The following is a 16251-nucleotide window of genomic DNA, read 5'->3' as shown; positions in this document are numbered from 1 at the left end:
CGCAAAGCCACTATCGCTTCAAGTGACGGGTGAGGCGCGCCTCTATAGCCCCCCAGGTGTGACGGAGCGCCTCGACGATCGCGAGGTAGAAGATCGCGGCCCACAGATAGGTCTGGTAGTCGAAGGTACGCGAGAAGGCGTATCGCGTCTGGCCCATGAGATCGAGGACCGTGACGACGGCGACGACAGCCGAGCCCTTGATCATGAAGATGATTTCATTGCCATAGGGACGCAGTGCCACGATCAGCGCCTGGGGCATGATGATCTTCCAGAAGGTGATCGACGTCGGCAGGCCGAGCGATTTGGCGCCTTCCGTCTGTCCGCGCGGGACGCTTTCGATTGCGCCACGCAGGATCTCCGCCTGATAGGCCGCCGTGTTCAGCGTCATGGCGAAGAGCGCGCAATACCAGGCTTCACGGAAGAACCACCACAGGCCTACGGCATCGATCTCAGCGCGGAACGAGCCGAGGCCATAGTATATCATGAAGATCTGCAGCAGCATGGGCGTGCTGCGGAAGACGTAGACATAGGCATAGGAAATGGCGTTCAGCAGTCTGTTCTTCGCCATGCGCGCGAAGGCCACCGGCAAGGACAGGACGGCGCCCAGTGTGATGGAGCCGAAGGTCAGCATCAGGGTGGTGGCGAGGCCGTCCATATAACGCCAGCCGTAGCGGGCGATCTTCTCGGGGTCCCAGCTCGATACGAGGTACCAGGCCAGGGATAATCCGAGCACGGCCCAAAGTGTCAGAACAGCATAGCCGAAAACACGGGCGACAGTGATGCGGATCACCCTTGCTGGAGGCGCAGGGCGGGCCGGAATGATTTCCAGAGCATGGGTCATCGGCCCACCTCCGCGCGGTTCGCCCATTTGGAAATCGCATTCAGTCCGATGGACGAGACGCTGGCGAGGATCAGGTAGAGCAGGCAGGCGATGCCGTAAAACAGGAAGGCTTCCTTGGTCACGCGGGCAGCAACGCCTGTCTGGCGAACGATGTCGGCAAGGCCGATGACTGAGACGAGCGCGGTATCCTTCAGCAGCACAAGCCAGAGATTGCTCAAGCCCGGCAGGGCGATCCGGATCAGCTGCGGCACGATGATCAACCACATCGTCTTGCGTCGCGAGAGGCCGACGGCGCTGCCGGCTTCGTACTGACCGCGCGGGATTGCCTGAAAGGCCGAGAGCAGGACTTCAGACGCATAGGATGAGAATACCACCGACAGGGCAATCATGCCGGCGATGAAGGCGTTGATCTCGACCCGCTGTTCGCTGCCGAACCAGGTAAGGACCGACTGGACCAGGATCTGGAAACCGAAATAGACGATGAAGAGCGTCAGGAGCTCGGGCAGGCCGCGGAAGATGGTGGTGTAGACGCCGGTGGCTGCCCTCAGACTCCATTCGTCGGACTGCCGCGCCAGGGCGATCAGGAAGCCGATGGCAAGGCCAACCGGCAGGGTCACAAGTGCCAACGAAATCGTCACCTTCACGCCAAAGGCGATCTCGTCGCCCCAGCCCGTGTCGCCACAGCTAACCAGAGTGTCCGACGCCAGAAGCCGGAAAAGCCCGACCGGGCCGCAGAGTGGATCAAACGTGTAGCTGATCCAGGCCCAAAGCGAGCCGAGCGCGGAAGACAATCCGCCCATGCCATTCCCCCTTGGCGGTTTTTCCCGCCTTTTTGATCGTCATGCCGTCCAAATGCAAAATGGCGGAAGTGTTCGACTTCCGCCACTCGTTTGTCAGGTGATGGCGCGATTACTCGCCGTAAACGTCGAAATCGAAATACTTCTTGTTGATTTCTTCGTATTTGCCGTTTGCACGGATCGCGGCGATAGCGGCCGTGAACTTGTCGGCCAGTGCGGTTTCGCCCTTGCGGACCGCGATGCCGGCACCTTCGCCGTTGATCTCGACGTCGACCGGAAGCGGGGTCAGGATCTTGCAGCAGCTACCAGCGTCCGACTTCAGCCATTCGGAGAGAACAACGATGTCGTCGACGACGGCATCGACGCGGCCACCTTCGAGGTCGAGCTTGTACTCGTCAGCCGTCGGATAGAGCTTCAGCTCCGACTCGGCCATGTGCTTTTCGGCATAGTTGGCGTGGGTCGTCGATGACTGGGCACCGATGGTCTTGCCAGCGAGACCTGCAACGTCCGCGATGTCCGAATCCTTCGGCACGGCGACAGCCGGCGGAGTGTTGTAGTACTTCTTGGAGAAGTCGACCTTTTCCAGACGCTCGGGCGTGATCGACATGGATGCAATGATCGCGTCGAACTTCTTCGCCTGCAGAGCCGGGATGATGCCGTCCCAATCCTGGGTGACGAATTCGCAAGTCACCTTCATCTCTTCGCAGAGCGCCTTGGCGACGTCGATGTCGAAACCGACCAGCGAACCGTCGGCTTCAAGGTTGTTGAATGGCGGGTATGCGCCCTCAGTGCCGATGATCAGCTTTTCTTGCGCCATGGCCGAACCGGCAAAAAGCGACAGGGCAGCAATCGAAGCTGCGGCCAGAAAACGTGTCGGAATACGCATGAGATCCTCTCTGTTGGTGGACGCCGCTTTTTGTTTTGATGCAGCTGTCCATGATCGTGCAGCGTTGATGGCAGCACTTGGCCCAATATTCGTCCGGTTTTTGCACCGAAATCAACAACAAACCGCGTGGCCGACAAAATTTGCTGCTAATTGCCCGGTTAGCAGGCGAGAGGGAGTTTTTTGTTCCATTCTGCGTCGGCGGATGGAGCAAATGTCGTTCCCAACCGTTCAGGCACGGTTAATTATGCGACATCTAGCTTGGCGGCAGTTTCGGTTCGCGTAATCGAGCACGCATTCAATGGTGTGGCACGGATGATTTCATCGGTGGCCATGCAGAGGGAAGGAAACGCAAGATATGTTCAAGAACAGATTGCTGGCCACGGTGGCGATACCGGTGCTGTCGGTGGCGGTGCTCGCAAAGCCCGTCGCGGCTTCGGTTACCGGACACCCGGAACGGCAGAGCCAGACCCGCCAGGCCGAAGAGCAACTGATCCAGCTTGCCCAGGCCGTCGTCTGCAACGACGGCACCGAGGCTCCGGATGCGGACACCTGTGCCGCCCGCGATGCGCAGGCCGCTGCCGAGGAAGAGCAGCGTCGCGCGGCGGAAGCCGAAGCGCAGGCCCAGGCCGCAGCCGAGGCCCAGCGTGCTGCCGAAGCAGAAGCGCAAGCCCAGGCGGAAGCCGAAGCCCAGCGTGCTGCCGAAGCAGAAGCGCAAGCCCAGGCGGAAGCCGAAGCCCAACGTGCGGCTGAAGCGGAAGCACAGGCCCAGGCGGAAGCCGAAGCCCAGCGTGCGGCTGAAGCGGAAGCGCAAGCCCAGGCGGAAGCCGAAGCCCAGCGTGCGGCCGAAGCAGAAGCACAGGCTCAGGCGGACGCCGAAGCCCAGCGTGCGGCTGAAGCGGAAGCGCAAGCCCAGGCGGAAGCCGAAGCCCAGCGTGCCGCTGAAGCAGAAGCACAGGCCCAGACGGAAGCCGACGCCCAGCGTGCGGCCGAAGCCGAAGCACAGGCCCAGGCGGAAGCGGAGGCCCAGCGTGCAGCCGAGGCAGAGGCGCAGCAGAAGGCTGAAGAGGCCCAGCCAGCAGCAGAGCCGCAGGACGTGACGTGCGCCGATGGCTCGCAAGCTGCCACCGAGGCAGAATGCCCGGCACCCGTGACCGAGCAGCCAGCCGAAGAACAGCAGCCTGCGCCAGAGGAGGCCGCACCGCAGCCGACCGGGGAGCAGGCTCCGGCTGCCGAAGAAGAACTGCGCCCAGGCCAGGACGCTGCCGGCGAACAGCCGGCAACAGAAGGCGAAGTTCCGGCCGATCAGGCGGAGCAGCCCGCCGGCCTGCAACCTGCCGACCAGCAGGCGACCGGTGACGATGCTCCGGCAGGCGCCCAGCCGGAAGGCGAACAGGTCGTCGTGCCCGCCGTCGAACCGCAGGAAGACCAGCCGGTTCAGGAGATCACCGACACGCGGACCACTGAAGAAAAGCAGGCGATCGCGGAAGATCCGTCCCAGTCTTCCGAGACTGTCGTTCTGCCGGTCGACAACGGTGCAGCCGTTCTCGACAGCGACAAGGACGCCGACAACAGCGGCGGCCAGGAAGTCCGTCAGCAGCGCAGCGAACTCCGTGCTCAGGAAGAAGCCGCTCCGCCGCCGGAAAATGATGCTGCCGCGCAGGCTGATTCGATCAAGGTCGATCAGCAGGCCATGCAGGCCAACATCACGGAGCAGGGCACCACGCTTGAGGCTGCGCCGACCTTCGAAGTGCCGACCACTGTCACCAACAACGTGTCGAACAGCACGGTGACCACCAACGTCACGAACAATGTCACCAACAACAACATCGTCCAGAACAACGTGGTCAATCAGGTCACCGAGATCCGGGTGATCGAGCAGGTCGACAATCGTACGGTCATCAATGTCGGCAACCAGATCGTCGTGCGCAGCGACGACCGCGAGCGGCTGCGCTACGATGCGGAACAGACCTACTACGAGGAACTGCCGCGCGGCCGCACCCGCGAAACCATCGAGCGTGCCGACGGCAGCAAGCTGGTCACGGTCTACAACCGCTACGGCGACATCATCATTCGCTCGCGCATTTCTCCGCGCGGCCGTGAATATGTCCTGATGTATTCGCCGGAAGCGGAGGGCGAACGTCCGACCATGTATGTCGATGTCGGTCTGTCCCTGCCGCCGATGCGTCTGACCATTCCGGTCAACGATTACATCGTGAGCACGACGCGCTCACCCGATCGTGACTACTACGAATTCCTGGGGCAGCCGCCGGTCGAGCGTGTCGAGCGCGTCTACTCCATCGATGAAGTCAAGTCGTCTGCCCGTATCCGTGACAAGGTTCGTCGTATCGACCTCGACACGATCACCTTCCCGTCGGGCTCGGCCGAGGTTCCGCTGGAACAGGCCCGGACCCTGCGCAAGGTTGCCGAGGCCATGGAGAAGCTGCTTGAAAACGATCCGGGCGAAGTCTTCCTGATTGAAGGCCATACGGATGCGGTTGGTTCGGATCGTTCGAATCTGGTCCTTTCGGATCAGCGCGCCGAGACGGTCGCCAACCTCCTGACCGAAGTCTACGGCATTCCGCCGGAAAACATGTCGGTCCAGGGTTATGGCGAGCGCTTCCTGAAGATCCGGACGGAAGCCGCCGAACAGCAGAACCGCCGCGTGGCCATCCGCCGCGTCACGACGCTGGTTCGCCCTGCCGGCATATCGAGCAACGACTGATCGACGGCAGAATAGCTGACCAAAAGAAGGGCCGCCGGAGCAATCCGGCGGCCCTTTTCCTTGTCGAGGTGTTTCAGGCTTTCGGCGGCAGTCCCGTGACGTCTGCGATGAAATCGGCAATCGCTTTGGTGTCGTCGAGATCGAAGACGGGCAGGTTCGTGTCCGTCACTTCATGGTCCGCCGCGATGGCACGGATATGCGGATCGGTCGGGGCGAGTGGCTCGCGATTGCTCGCGCCCGCGCGGCGAGCCTCAATCTTCGGTACCGGTTCGCGCTTGTAGCCCTCGATCAGCACGAGGTCGGACGGGCCGATGCGGGAGAGGATTTCTTCGAAGCTCGGTTCGGGCGCGCCCCGCAACTCATGCATGATGGCATACCGGGTGCCGGAGACGATGACGACTTCATGGGCGCCGGCTTCGCGGTGGCGATAGCTGTCGGCACCGACCTTGTCGATGTCGAAGTCATGATGGGCGTGTTTGATCGTCGAAATCCGGTAGCCACGCCTGGTGAATTCCTCGACAAGCCGTACGGCCAGGCCGGTCTTGCCGGAATTCTTCCAGCCGGCAATCCCGAAGATGCGCGGGTTCGTCGTCACAGGGCACCTCGCTTGAGGATTGCGCTGGCAAGCGCCAAATCCTCTGCCGTGTTGATATTGAAGAAGGGATCGACGGGTCCGAGCGGGCCGTCGTGGGGCGTGAACTCGACCGTTCTGTTCTGATGTCGTGCAACGAAATCGAAGACCCGGCGATGTGCCGGATCGTCCAGCCATACGTCCAGATCCTCTTCCAGCGCGAGGGGCCAGAGGGCCGTGACCGGATGGGTCCGACCGGCACAGGCGGCCATCACGATCATGCCGCTGCTTGCCTGCTCCGCCAGGCGAAAAACGAGGTCACGGGGTAAAAAGGGCGTGTCGCAGGGCGTGGTCAGAATGTGGGTCGGGGCGTCCGGTAGGCCGGCAAAGATCTTGAGGCCCGCAAGCACGCCGGCAAGTGGCCCTGGCCTGTCCGGCTTCGCGTCGGGTAAAAGGGGCAGGCTGTCGGATAGGGCATGTCCCTCCGGCGCGTTCAGAAGCACGGTTGTCACCTGAGGGGTGAGGCGTGTGGCGACATGCAGTGCGAGTGGCGTGCCCTCCAGCCGCATCAAGGCCTTGTCCTCACCCATCCGGCGTGACAGGCCGCCGGCCAGAATGATGCCCGGAAGGCGTACGGAACCGGCCATCAGTTCACCTTTCCTCTCCCGGCGAAAAGCGCAGGAACACTACCGCCACCAATGCCAGAACGCAGCAGGCCAGCATGACAAGCAGCAGCGGCATGGCACCTGTTTCGACGGTCAGGATGCGCGAGGCGAGCCAGGAGACGACGGCGCCGCCACTCATGGTGATCGCGCCGCCCAGTCCGGAAGCGGAGCCGGCGAGTTCCGGCCGGACGCTGACGATGCCCGCATTGGTGCTCGGCAGGGACAAGCCGTTGCCGAAGCCGACGACGACCTGCGGTGCGAAGAAGGCCAGCGAGGAGACGAAACCCAGGGAGTAGAAGAGGATGGGGATGGTCGCCCCTGCGAGAGCGACGACACCGCCGATGAGCATCATCATGTCGATGCCGGCGCGCCGAGCGAAGCGGCCCGACAGATAGTTGCCGGCGATATAGCCGGAGGCGATGAACATGAATTGCAGGCCAAGCGTACTCGGTGTCAGGCCCATCAGCGTGCCGCCGACGAAGGGCGCGCCGCCGAGAAAGGCGAAGAAGGCCCCGGACGTGAAGGTGCCGGCCATGGTGTAGCCCCAGAAGCGGGGCGAGGCGAGCAACCGCGGCCAGGCCCGAAACTGTTCCGAAAAGCTGCCGCTCTTCTGCCGGTTGGTTTCCCCGAGATCGCGCTGCACGAGGATCAGCACGAGAATGGCAGCGATGAGAATCGCCACGAAGTTGGAGCGCCAGCCGAAGGCGTCGCTCAGAAGCCCGCCCAGCGTCGGGCCGATCATCGGAATCAGTGTCATGCCCATCGTGACATAACCGATCATCGAGGCAGCCTCTTCCATCGGCACCATGTCGCGAATGATGGCCCGAGACAGGACAAGGCCCGCCACGACTGCCGTCTGGACCATGCGGGCGAGTGTCAGGATCTCGATTGATGTCGCGATGACGCAGACAAGGGAGGAGGCGATCAGGATAAGCAGTGCGCCGATCATGACCGGCCGTCGCCCGTAACGATCCGAAAGGGGGCCAATGATCAGCTGAACCAAGGCCGTCATGGCGATGTAGCCGGAAACAAGAATCTGGACGCGGTCATAGCCAACGCCGAGGTCCGTGGCCATTGCCGGAAGCGATGGAAGGAAGATGTTCATCGTCAACGCCGACAGGCCCGCGATCGCCACGAGGCTGACGATATGCGGCGCGGTTGTCGGGTCGAGGAAGCGGGAGGGCTCTGGCACGCGAACTTGTCCTTGGCTGGCGACCGCGATCAGCCCGGAGAGGACGGATCGGAGAGGCGGGCGAGCGCCGCCTTTTTCTTGTTCTCGCGATAGAATGTGTAGAGGCCGGAGCCGATGACGATGCTGGAGCCGACGATCATCCAGATATCAGGGGTTTCTCCGAAAAACAGGATGCCGAGCAGGATCGCCCAGAGCAGGCTGGTGTAGCGGAACGGGGCGATGAAGGAGATTTCACCGGTGCGCATCGCCATGATGATCGCCTGGTAGCCTGCAAAGAGGAAGACCGAGGCGAAGGCCAGCCTCCCGTATGCCGTCGCCGATACCGGCTCCCAGCCACCAAAGGCGGGAATCAGCAGGAGGCCGGCAAAGGAGATCGAGGCGGCCGTGAACAATGTCACGGTCACCGAAGAGACTTTCGGATCGATCCTGCGGGTGACAAGATCGCGAGCAGCGGCGGTGAAGACGCACAGGACGACGTAGAGCGAGGCCAGCGTGAACCCTTCCGGGCCTGGCTGTATGATGACGAGCACGCCCAGGAAGCCGACGCCAATTGCTGTCCAGCGCCGCCAGCCGACAGGCTCCTGAAAGAAGAGCGCAGCCCCCAATGTCACGGCGAGGGGCATCGATTGAAGAATCGCGGAGGCATTGGCGAGCGGCACCTGTCCCAGCGCCGCCAGAAAGGCGATGGCTGCGATCGTCTCCAAGAGGATGCGCAGGAGGATCATCGGCTGCAGGATATTCCTGACGTGGTCCAGTCCCCCTATGCGGCGGGCGACGATGTAAACTAGGATGGCCGTGAAGGCCCCGCGCACGAACATGATCTGCGCCACGGTCAGGTCCGCAGTCACCGATTTCGTCAAAGCGTCGTTGATGGTGAAGCCAGCCATCGAGATCGCCATCAGAAGGGCGCCTCGGGTGTTCTCGGATAATGCCATGCTCGATTCCCGTGCCTGTGCGCTGGTTCTAGCCCAAGCCGGGGACCGTAGAAACCGGAATTCCGCTGTCCCGGACGGCAAAACATGCTGCACTGCCAAAAGGCGGTTGCAGGGTTAACCTTTGTTCAAGCTCCCGAAGACAAGAATGGAACCGGTGCCGCATGAGGTGGCTCTGCCCCATACTTCAACCTGCGCGATGATTTCGCGGGCGTCGGCCTTTCAGAGGGTCTCATGAGTTTTATCGATCGCCTCCTGCAAAGCCGCAGGATCGTCACCAAGGTTTTGCTTTTTGTCGTTCCTCTCGTCCTGCTCATGGCCGGTGTCGGTCTTCTGGGCTACTGGACTGCCACCACCCTTAACGGTCACATGACGGTCACCCGCGCCACGATCGGCAATATCAGTGACCTGGAGGCCCTTCAGCAGGGGTTGCAGGAATTCAGTCTCGATCCGACCGAACAGAGCCGGCAGGCTCTCGTCGCGGCAATTGAAGGGCAGGAGAAGGGGCTCGCCGTACTCAACGGCGTGTTGGCAGGGCAGGCGCAGACGGCCGATCTCTCCGCCTTGACGGGATTGCCGACCGAGATGCGCGGGCAGACTGATATACTCTGGGATGGCAAGGTGCGGCGGGAGGAACTCGACGCCGGGCTGACCGCTGCTGTAGCGGCACTGCAGGCGGAGAGCCAGCAGATCGTCAAGCAGGTCGATTTCGTCCGCACCGATCTTTCGGGCAAGGAGCGCTTCGCCAAGGAGTTGCTGTTCGACGCCTCCGCCTTCAAGTCTCTGCTCGACCGTCTGGGCAAGCTGCGTGTCGGCGTGCAGATGGCGTTTACGCCTGAGGAGCAGCTGTCCGAGGCCAAGCTCTATCTCGGGCCGATGAAGAAGGATCTGGCCAAGGCCGAGGAAATCGCATCCAGCAAAGGCAAAGTGCTTGTCGCTGACGTTGCCACTGCGATCCAGAAGGTTGAGGCGATTCTCGCGAATTCCGGTCCTGACGATGCCAGGGCGCAAGAGCTCGGACGGGTGCTTGCCGAACTGGTCGAGATCGAACAGAAAATTACCCTGCAGGCGGCGAAGAACAGCGACATCGCTGCCGACCGCTTCGTCAGTCTCGACAAGCTCGTCGGCGAGCAAAAAGAACTGATGGCGCTGGTCGATACGGCGGCGCTCGATATCGCAACGCTGGAGCTCCGCGTTCAGCAGATGCTCGGTTCCCTCGACGATAAGAGCCGCGCAGTGGTGATTGGCGATGTGGGCCGGCTTCAGAACGTCGCGGCGCGCATTTCGGAACTGGGCGCGAAGAACAGCGCCCTGCGTGACTTTCCGCAGAAGATAGCGCCGCATCTCGCCTCGATCACGGAGAACTCGCAGGCCCGTCTCGATGCCGCCCGTGACTGGCGGGAAAATCGTCTGGCCGCCGATGCCTCGGTCTCTGCTGCGATGGAATCGCTGCGCAATTTTGTCAGCCAGGCCCAGGAAATCGGGCGCGAGGACAGTGAAAGATCAGCCACGATCTCGGTCATTACCATGGTTGTGGGCACGCTGCTCGCGATCATCGGCGGCCTGATGTTGATCGAGACGCTGCGGGCGCCGTTGAAGCGCATCACCAGCGTCATGTCACGGCTGGCGAGTGGTGATCTCTCGGTGCCGATCGAGGGACGCAATCGCGGCGACGAGATTGGCGACATGGTGCGTTCGGTCACCGTATTCCGCGATGCAGCGCTTGAAAACAAGCGGCTCGAGGGCGAGGCGGAAGCCGCCCGTGCGCAGTCCGAGCATGAGAGCGCACAGCGCGCTCATGAGAGGGCGCGCGTCGAGGCCGACCAGCGCTCGGCCCTGGAAGCGCTGTCGTCCGTCCTCGAGGCGCTGGCGAACGGGCAGCTGAACGTCTCCATGGACGACGATCTGCCGGCGGACTTCGTTGCCATGGCATCCACTTACAACGAGGCGGTCGAGGCACTGCGTGCCACGCTCGAAGACGTGCGGGCCGCCAGCAGCGACATCAATGCCGGCACGGAGAACCTGGCCGTGTCCGCCGACGATCTGGCGCGGCGGACCGAGCAGCAGGCGGCGGCGCTCGAGGAGAGCGTCCGCGCGCTTTCGCATCTGAGCGATGTCGTCAGGACGACGGCCGACGGGGCAGGGCGCACGGCCCAGTCCGTACAGTCGGCTCGTGACCATGCCCGGCAGTCCGGCGTGGTGGTCAGGAAGGCCGTGGAGGCGATGGCGGAGATCAGCCGTTCGTCAGACAAGATCTCGACGATCATCGGTGTCATCGACGAGATCGCTTTCCAGACCAACCTTCTGGCCCTCAACGCCGGCGTCGAGGCAGCCCGTGCGGGTGAGGCCGGTCGCGGTTTCGCGGTCGTTGCGCAGGAGGTGCGTGATCTTGCGCAGCGCTGCGCCAATGCGGCAAAGGAGATCAAGACGCTGATCTCCGTGAGTGGCGGCCAAGTGCGTTCGGGTGTCGAGCTGGTGGAAAATACCGGCGCTGCGCTCCAGTCGATCATCGACCAGGTCGAAGAGGTCCAGTCGCTGGTGGAGGGCATTTCTGCTGCCACACGCGAGCAGGCGACGGGCATCAGCGAGGTTACGTCGGCCGTGCGCGACGTCGAACTGATCACGCAGCAGAACGCTGCCATGGTCGAGGAGAACAATGCCGAGATCCAGGGGCTTCGCCAGCGCGTCGACATCCTGATGCACAAGATCTCGCGTTTTCGCACCGAAACCCAGCGCGCCGAAGTGCCGGGCTTCCGTCGGTCCGCTTGAGGCGGAGCGAGATAACCGGCGGCGCTCAGCCGCCGGTGACGCTCATGTGCCGCGCCACTGCCGGCTTGCGGTGATTGCGATCGATGATGAAGTCGTGGCCTTTGGGCTTGCGTGAAATGGCTTCATCTATGGCCGTCGACAGATAGGCGTCGTCATCGGAGGCCCTGAGCGCCGTGCGCAGGTCTGCGGCGTCGTCCTGGCCGAGGCACATGTAGAGCGTGCCCGTGCATGTCAGGCGCACGCGATTGCAGCTTTCGCAGAAATTATGGGTGAGCGGCGTGATGAAGCCGAGCTTTCCGCCGGTTTCCCGAACCTCGACATACCGGGCCGGCCCGCCGGTCCGATAGGGAATGTCATCAAGCGTAAACTGTTCTTCAAGCCGCTGTCGCACCAGAGAAAGAGGCAGATACTGCTCCGTGCGATCCTCATCGGTCTCGCCCATGGGCATGGTCTCGATCAGGGTCAGATCCATGCCCTCGCCGTGTGCGAAGCGCATGAGTTCGGGGATTTCGTACTCGTTGAAGTCCTTCAGGGCCACCGCGTTCAGCTTGACGTGTATGCCGGCGGCCTGTGCGGCGCGTATGCCTTCCATGACCTTGTCCAGCTCGCCCCAGCGGGTGATGGTCTTGAACTTGTCTTTGTCGAGCGTGTCGATCGACACGTTGATGCGGCGTACACCGCAGTCGGCGAGTTCGGCCGCATGACGGGCGAGCTGGGAGCCGTTGGTGGTCAGCGTCAACTCGTCCAGTCCGCTTCCGATGTGACGCGACAGGCCGCGCACCAGATGCATGATATTCTTGCGCACCAGGGGTTCGCCGCCGGTGAGGCGCAGTTTGCGCACGCCCTTGGCGATGAAGGCCGAACAGAGCCGGTCGAGTTCTTCCAGCGTCAGGAGATCCTTCTTCGGCAGGAAGGTCATGTTCTCCGCCATGCAATAGGTGCAGCGGAAATCGCATCTGTCCGTGACGGAAACACGCAGATAAGTGACCGCCCGTCCGAAGGGGTCGATCATCGGGGCGGCTCGGTCGACGAGCGGCTCTGCATCGTGCCAATCGGCGGGTGTGTGGTCCAACCGGGTTCTCCTGTCCGTTTCAGCCAATGTGGGGCCAAGTCCTTGAAGCGTCAAGTTGACACCGGGCACAGCGTCGATATCCGATTGCAAACGCCTGCCGTTGGCCCTAGGTCTGCACCAGCCGCACCAAGCAAGACGAGGGTCGCATGAGCGAGATCTGGCCGAGTGAATTGAAAGTGTCGAAAGACAGACGTCACCTGACAGTGACCTTCAACGACGGCGTCGTGGCATTGCTTCCGGCTGAGATGTTGCGGGTTCTGTCGCCTTCCGCCGAGGTTCAGGGGCATGGCCCCGGGCAAAAGGTAACCGTGCCTGGCAAGCGCAATGTTGGCATCAGGCAGATGACGCCGACTGGAAACTATGCCGTGCGGATAGGCTTCGACGACGGGCATGATACCGGCATCTTCACCTGGCTCTACCTTCGGGAACTGGGTGAAAGCGGTGCCGAGAAATTCGCTGCCTATGAGATGGAACTCGCCGAGAAGCACCTCAGCCGCGATCCTCGCTGATTTCCAGATCCTGCATGTCATCCGATGACAGCATGCGCTGAACGAGCAGGTCCATGTTGTCGGCGAGCCGCTGGCACTCGTCGACTGGTGTCGCCGACAGGGTGCGCTCGATGAGTTCCGTCTGGATGCGCATGGCCTCTTCGCTCAAGGCCCGTCCTTCGGCTGTCAGGGAAAGCCTCAATACTCGCTTGTCCTTCTGGTCGGGCCGACGCTGCAGCAATCCTCGCTTTTCCATCTGCGGCAGCAACATGCTCATGTTCGAGCGTCCGACGAGCAGCTTGCGGGCCAGTTCCTGCTGGGAGATCCCCTCGAAACGGTAGAGGTTGACGAGGATGTCGAGATGCGGCGGCTTGATGTCGAGGGGCGCGAGGGCGCGGGCCAGGGCTTGCTGCATCAACTGACAGGCTCGGGCGACCGATATCCAGCTGCGAAATCGAGGATGGTCCCAGGGGAGGGCTTGTTTTTTGTTCATTCTTGTACTTTATTGTTCAGCATTGAACATTTGATGGGACTCTGACTATGCCATCCTTTCCTCTCAAGGTCACCCGCCTGGCTTTCGCGCAGCTGGAGAAGCTCTCTCCTGCTTTCGCCGGGCGCCTCGCCTTCGAGCTCTTCTGCCGGACGCCGACCCGCCGCCCGAAAGGCGCCAAGGCGACGGAGGTCTTTCTCAAGGGGCGCAATCGCCTGCGGCAGGCGCCCACCGTGCGTCTCGCCCTGACACGGGGGATGGCAGCGGCGCATCATCTGCCCTCGGATCCGAGCACCGGGGAGACAAAGCGGGTTCTGGTCGTTCATGGCTGGGGTTCGCGGGCGGAATATTTGACCGATCTTGCCCTCGGCATCCGGGAGACCGGCGCGGAAGTCGTCGTCCTCGATCTTCCCGGTCATGGGGCATCGAGCGGGCGGCGGCTCGATCTGAAGATCGCTGCCGAAGCGATCGTGGCGGCCGAGCGGCATTTCGGGCATTTCGACGGTGTCGTTGGCCATTCCTTCGGCGGGGCCGCGGTGATGATGGCTGCGGGGCGCGTGTTTCCCGATCTTCGCCAGTTTCAGCCAGGGCGCATCGCACTCATCGGCTCGCCGTCCAGCATGGGCGAGGTATTCCAGGGCTTCGCTGCAATGGTCGGCCTCGGACACGGCAGTATCGGTGCAATGAGGGGCAGGGCGATGGAACTGATCGGTGCCCGTGTGGACGATCTCGATGGTGTCGGTGTGGCGCGGCGGATCGACAGGCCATTGCTGGTCGTTCATGCCGAGGACGACAAGGAGGTGAATGTCGGCCATGCGCAGCGCTATATCGGTGTGTCACCACATGTGCGCCATCTCTGGGCCAACGGACACGGTCACCGCCGGATCGTCAGTGCGCCCGAGGTTATCCGGGCGGTCGCGTCTTTCCTGACGGAGGCCGACAGCCTGGGCCGCTTGGATGCCCGAGCCGTGTCATAGCGCCGTCATGCGACTTCCCTAAGCCGCGTCCGTCGGAAATAGTCCGTCCGGGAACGGTGGGAGCGAGTCATGACGAACATCAGCAGTGTCGAGGAGTTAAAGGCGATCTATGGTGAGGTCACGGTAGCCTCGACCTCCAAGGTCACGACATATCTGACTTCCGCCTACCGGCAGATGATCGAGATGTCGCCTTTCGTCGCGCTGGCGACGGTCGGGCCGGAGGGATTGGATTGTTCCCCTCGGGGCGACCGCAATGCAGTTGTTCGTATCGAGGACGAGAAGACGCTGGCGCTGCCGGATTGGCGCGGCAACAACCGCGTCGATTCGCTGGTCAACATCGTGCGGGACCCGCGGGTGGCGCTGATGTTCCTGATTCCCGGCTCCAGCAGCGTCATGCGGATCAACGGACGAGCCGTCGTCTCGGTCGCGCCTGATCTGCTTGCCAGTTTCGAGATGGAGGGGCGCCATCCGCGCAGTGTCATCGTGGTGACGATCGACGAGGCCTATTTTCAATGTGCTCGGGCGATTCTGCGCGCCGAACTCTGGAATGCGGAGCGACAGGTCGCTGCAGCCGATCTCCCGACACCGGGCGACATGCTGAAGGCAGCCCAGGCGGACTTCGATCGTGAGACTTATGATCGTGAGTGGCCCGCGCGAGCGGCCAAGACCATGTGGTAGCGCCGCCGTCGCTCAGCGCTTGTAGATCAGCCAGCTCTTGGCGAATTCCTTTTTCATGCCGTCCTCATAAGCCTTCGTGCGATTGCGACCGGTATTCTTGGCGCAGTAGAGGGCGATATCGGACCTGGAATAAAGTTCGCCGGCATCCTCGGCATCCGCAGCCATGGCGAAGCCCAGTGATATGGTGATCGGGCCGTAATTGACCCCGGTTTTCGAATTCTTGAAGGGTGTCGTTTCCAGAGCAGTGCGGATGCGCTCGCATATCTGGAACATTTCGTCAGCGGTGTTGCCCTCGACGATGATGGCAAATTCTTCCCCACCGGTTCTTGCGACGAAACAGTCCTTGCGGACATTGTTCCGGATGACGGTGGCGACGGTTGCCAGGATCTTGTCGCCTACGGGATGGCCGTAGGCGTCGTTGACCTTCTTGAAATTGTCGATATCGGCCAGGACGAGTGCGGCCAGAGGTTTGGCGCCGCTCGTGTAGACGGCGGCGAATTTCTCGTCGAAGGCGCGGCGATTGGCGATGCGGGTCAGCGAATCCGTATTGGCAATGCGCTTGTATTCGTCGAGTTCGCGCCGGACCTCGTCCATTTCCTGGGAGCGCTGCGACATTTGAACCACTGTCTCCTGGCCGTGGGCCATGGTCGAGCCGGTGGCTTCCGTCAGTATATTGATGGCGCTGCGCAGGATGTCGGTGCTGTTGGCACTCTTCGAATTGATGCGGTGATAGGTTTCGCCCAGCAGGCGGTTATAGCTCTGCAGCGAGTTCTGTTCCTGTTGCAGGGTCCGCAAGAGCCCGTCCAGTTCGCCGATCAGCTTGCCATGGGCGTTTTCGATTACACGCGTCTGGTGATGGCCGAAATACTGCTCGCCGATGGCGTCGAGTTCGTCTTGTGTTGCCTTGCCGCCAAGAGCGGCAAGTTCGCGGGTGAGCGACGGGTTGGAGCCGATATAAGCTTCGTAGAACAGCTCATAGTTCCGCGGAATGGGGGCAACCCCCATCGAGCGCATGGCGTAGGTGATGTGTGCCGCAACGTCAGGTGCCTGCGTCTTTGGCGGTGGCGCCGTCGTCATTCGGCCAACTCCAGTGATCGTCACTCAGCCCGTGAAGAGCCTGGATAAAGGTAGGGGTAAATGATTGGAAAATGTTTAACTGTCGCGCAATGAT

The 16251-nt window shown here is 62.1% G+C and carries 15 protein-coding genes; 5 read left to right on the top strand and 10 right to left on the bottom strand.

The window, feature by feature from the left end:
- Window positions 1-10: 10 nt before the first annotated feature.
- The 3 genes from QTL56_RS06070 to QTL56_RS06060 form a co-directional block, all read right to left on the bottom strand.
- Window positions 11-841, bottom strand: a complete 831-nt coding sequence (locus QTL56_RS06070; RefSeq protein WP_245136675.1) for an ABC transporter permease — start codon at window positions 839-841, stop codon at window positions 11-13.
- Window positions 838-1641 carry an ABC transporter permease gene (locus QTL56_RS06065; RefSeq protein ID WP_229575704.1) on the bottom strand — a complete coding sequence of 268 codons (804 nt, stop codon included), beginning with the start codon at window positions 1639-1641 and terminating at the stop codon, window positions 838-840. The genes QTL56_RS06070 and QTL56_RS06065 overlap by 4 nt, the downstream gene beginning before the upstream one ends.
- Window positions 1642-1750: 109 nt before the next feature.
- Window positions 1751-2524, bottom strand: a complete 774-nt coding sequence (locus tag QTL56_RS06060; protein WP_245136676.1) for an ABC transporter substrate-binding protein — start codon at window positions 2522-2524, stop codon at window positions 1751-1753.
- A 355-nt stretch (window positions 2525-2879) separates the two neighbouring features.
- Between QTL56_RS06060 and QTL56_RS06055 the strand changes: the two genes are divergently transcribed.
- On the top strand, window positions 2880-5246 hold the full coding sequence (locus tag QTL56_RS06055; RefSeq protein ID WP_245136677.1) for an OmpA family protein: 2367 nt from the start codon (window positions 2880-2882) through the stop codon (window positions 5244-5246).
- Window positions 5247-5319: 73 nt separating this feature from the next.
- Here the strand turns inward: QTL56_RS06055 and mobB are convergent, their stop codons facing one another.
- The 4 genes from mobB to QTL56_RS06035 are packed head-to-tail and all read right to left on the bottom strand — an operon-like array spanning window position 5320 to window position 8609.
- The gene (mobB, locus tag QTL56_RS06050; RefSeq protein ID WP_245136678.1) at window positions 5320-5841 is read right to left on the bottom strand and encodes a molybdopterin-guanine dinucleotide biosynthesis protein B; all 522 of its coding nucleotides are present in this window, start codon (window positions 5839-5841) and stop codon (window positions 5320-5322) included.
- Entirely contained in the window at window positions 5838-6464 is a 627-nt protein-coding gene (gene mobA / locus QTL56_RS06045; RefSeq protein WP_245136679.1) for a molybdenum cofactor guanylyltransferase MobA, read from the bottom strand. Before mobA ends, mobB begins: the two co-directional genes overlap by 4 nt.
- 4 nt (window positions 6465-6468) lie before the next feature.
- Window positions 6469-7674 carry a multidrug effflux MFS transporter gene (locus QTL56_RS06040; protein WP_245136680.1) on the bottom strand — a complete coding sequence of 402 codons (1206 nt, stop codon included), beginning with the start codon at window positions 7672-7674 and terminating at the stop codon, window positions 6469-6471.
- A 29-nt stretch (window positions 7675-7703) separates the two neighbouring features.
- Window positions 7704-8609 carry a DMT family transporter gene (locus QTL56_RS06035; RefSeq protein WP_245136681.1) on the bottom strand — a complete coding sequence of 302 codons (906 nt, stop codon included), beginning with the start codon at window positions 8607-8609 and terminating at the stop codon, window positions 7704-7706.
- A gap of 231 nt (window positions 8610-8840) precedes the next feature.
- Here QTL56_RS06035 and QTL56_RS06030 point away from each other — a divergent pair, with 231 nt between their 5' ends.
- Window positions 8841-11375 (top strand): methyl-accepting chemotaxis protein, encoded by a 2535-nt coding sequence (locus QTL56_RS06030; RefSeq protein ID WP_245136682.1) that lies wholly within the window; start codon window positions 8841-8843, stop codon window positions 11373-11375.
- A 25-nt stretch (window positions 11376-11400) separates the two neighbouring features.
- Here QTL56_RS06030 and moaA read toward each other — a convergent pair whose 3' ends face one another.
- A complete protein-coding gene (moaA, locus tag QTL56_RS06025) occupies window positions 11401-12387 on the bottom strand; it encodes a GTP 3',8-cyclase MoaA (protein ID WP_229575754.1) in 987 nt (328 codons plus the stop codon).
- 206 nt (window positions 12388-12593) lie between these two features.
- Here moaA and QTL56_RS06020 point away from each other — a divergent pair, with 206 nt between their 5' ends.
- On the top strand, window positions 12594-12956 hold the full coding sequence (locus QTL56_RS06020; protein WP_245136683.1) for a gamma-butyrobetaine hydroxylase family protein: 363 nt from the start codon (window positions 12594-12596) through the stop codon (window positions 12954-12956).
- Here the strand turns inward: QTL56_RS06020 and QTL56_RS06015 are convergent.
- Window positions 12937-13428, bottom strand: coding sequence for a MarR family winged helix-turn-helix transcriptional regulator (locus tag QTL56_RS06015; protein WP_245136684.1), 492 nt, complete (start codon window positions 13426-13428; stop codon window positions 12937-12939). The genes QTL56_RS06020 and QTL56_RS06015 overlap by 20 nt on opposite strands.
- Window positions 13429-13475: 47 nt before the next feature.
- Between QTL56_RS06015 and QTL56_RS06010 the strand changes: the two genes are divergently transcribed.
- The gene (locus tag QTL56_RS06010) at window positions 13476-14402 is read left to right on the top strand and encodes an alpha/beta hydrolase (RefSeq protein WP_245136685.1); all 927 of its coding nucleotides are present in this window, start codon (window positions 13476-13478) and stop codon (window positions 14400-14402) included.
- Window positions 14403-14471: 69 nt separating this feature from the next.
- Window positions 14472-15080: a pyridoxamine 5'-phosphate oxidase family protein gene (locus QTL56_RS06005; protein ID WP_245136686.1), complete on the top strand. Its 609-nt coding sequence runs from the start codon at window positions 14472-14474 to the stop codon at window positions 15078-15080.
- Window positions 15081-15092: 12 nt separating this feature from the next.
- On the opposite strand, the gene QTL56_RS06000 is transcribed toward QTL56_RS06005, so the two are convergent.
- Window positions 15093-16157: a GGDEF domain-containing protein gene (locus tag QTL56_RS06000; protein ID WP_245136687.1), complete on the bottom strand. Its 1065-nt coding sequence runs from the start codon at window positions 16155-16157 to the stop codon at window positions 15093-15095.
- Between the last annotated feature and the right edge of the window lie 94 nt (window positions 16158-16251).

This window comes from Peteryoungia algae, assembly GCF_030369675.1.
Lineage (GTDB): Bacteria > Pseudomonadota > Alphaproteobacteria > Rhizobiales > Rhizobiaceae > Allorhizobium > Allorhizobium algae.
This window is presented reverse-complemented; position numbering and strand designations above follow the sequence as displayed.

Excerpts from the sequence above, each read along its gene's own strand:
- QTL56_RS06060 (WP_245136676.1), bottom strand. The coding sequence starts at position 2,524 with ATGCGTATTCCGACACGTTTTCTGGCCGCAGCTTCGATTGCTGCCCTG.
- moaA (WP_229575754.1), bottom strand. The coding sequence starts at position 12,387 with ATGATCGACCCCTTCGGACGGGCGGTCACTTATCTGCGTGTTTCCGTC.
- QTL56_RS06030 (WP_245136682.1), top strand. The coding sequence starts at position 8,841 with ATGAGTTTTATCGATCGCCTCCTGCAAAGCCGCAGGATCGTCACCAAG.
- QTL56_RS06035 (WP_245136681.1), bottom strand. The coding sequence starts at position 8,609 with ATGGCATTATCCGAGAACACCCGAGGCGCCCTTCTGATGGCGATCTCG.
- QTL56_RS06010 (WP_245136685.1), top strand. The coding sequence starts at position 13,476 with ATGCCATCCTTTCCTCTCAAGGTCACCCGCCTGGCTTTCGCGCAGCTG.
- QTL56_RS06065 (WP_229575704.1), bottom strand. The coding sequence starts at position 1,641 with ATGGGCGGATTGTCTTCCGCGCTCGGCTCGCTTTGGGCCTGGATCAGC.
- QTL56_RS06070 (WP_245136675.1), bottom strand. The coding sequence starts at position 841 with ATGACCCATGCTCTGGAAATCATTCCGGCCCGCCCTGCGCCTCCAGCA.
- QTL56_RS06055 (WP_245136677.1), top strand. The coding sequence starts at position 2,880 with ATGTTCAAGAACAGATTGCTGGCCACGGTGGCGATACCGGTGCTGTCG.
- mobA (WP_245136679.1), bottom strand. The coding sequence starts at position 6,464 with ATGGCCGGTTCCGTACGCCTTCCGGGCATCATTCTGGCCGGCGGCCTG.
- QTL56_RS06005 (WP_245136686.1), top strand. The coding sequence starts at position 14,472 with ATGACGAACATCAGCAGTGTCGAGGAGTTAAAGGCGATCTATGGTGAG.
- QTL56_RS06020 (WP_245136683.1), top strand. The coding sequence starts at position 12,594 with ATGAGCGAGATCTGGCCGAGTGAATTGAAAGTGTCGAAAGACAGACGT.
- QTL56_RS06000 (WP_245136687.1), bottom strand. The coding sequence starts at position 16,157 with ATGACGACGGCGCCACCGCCAAAGACGCAGGCACCTGACGTTGCGGCA.
- QTL56_RS06015 (WP_245136684.1), bottom strand. The coding sequence starts at position 13,428 with ATGAACAAAAAACAAGCCCTCCCCTGGGACCATCCTCGATTTCGCAGC.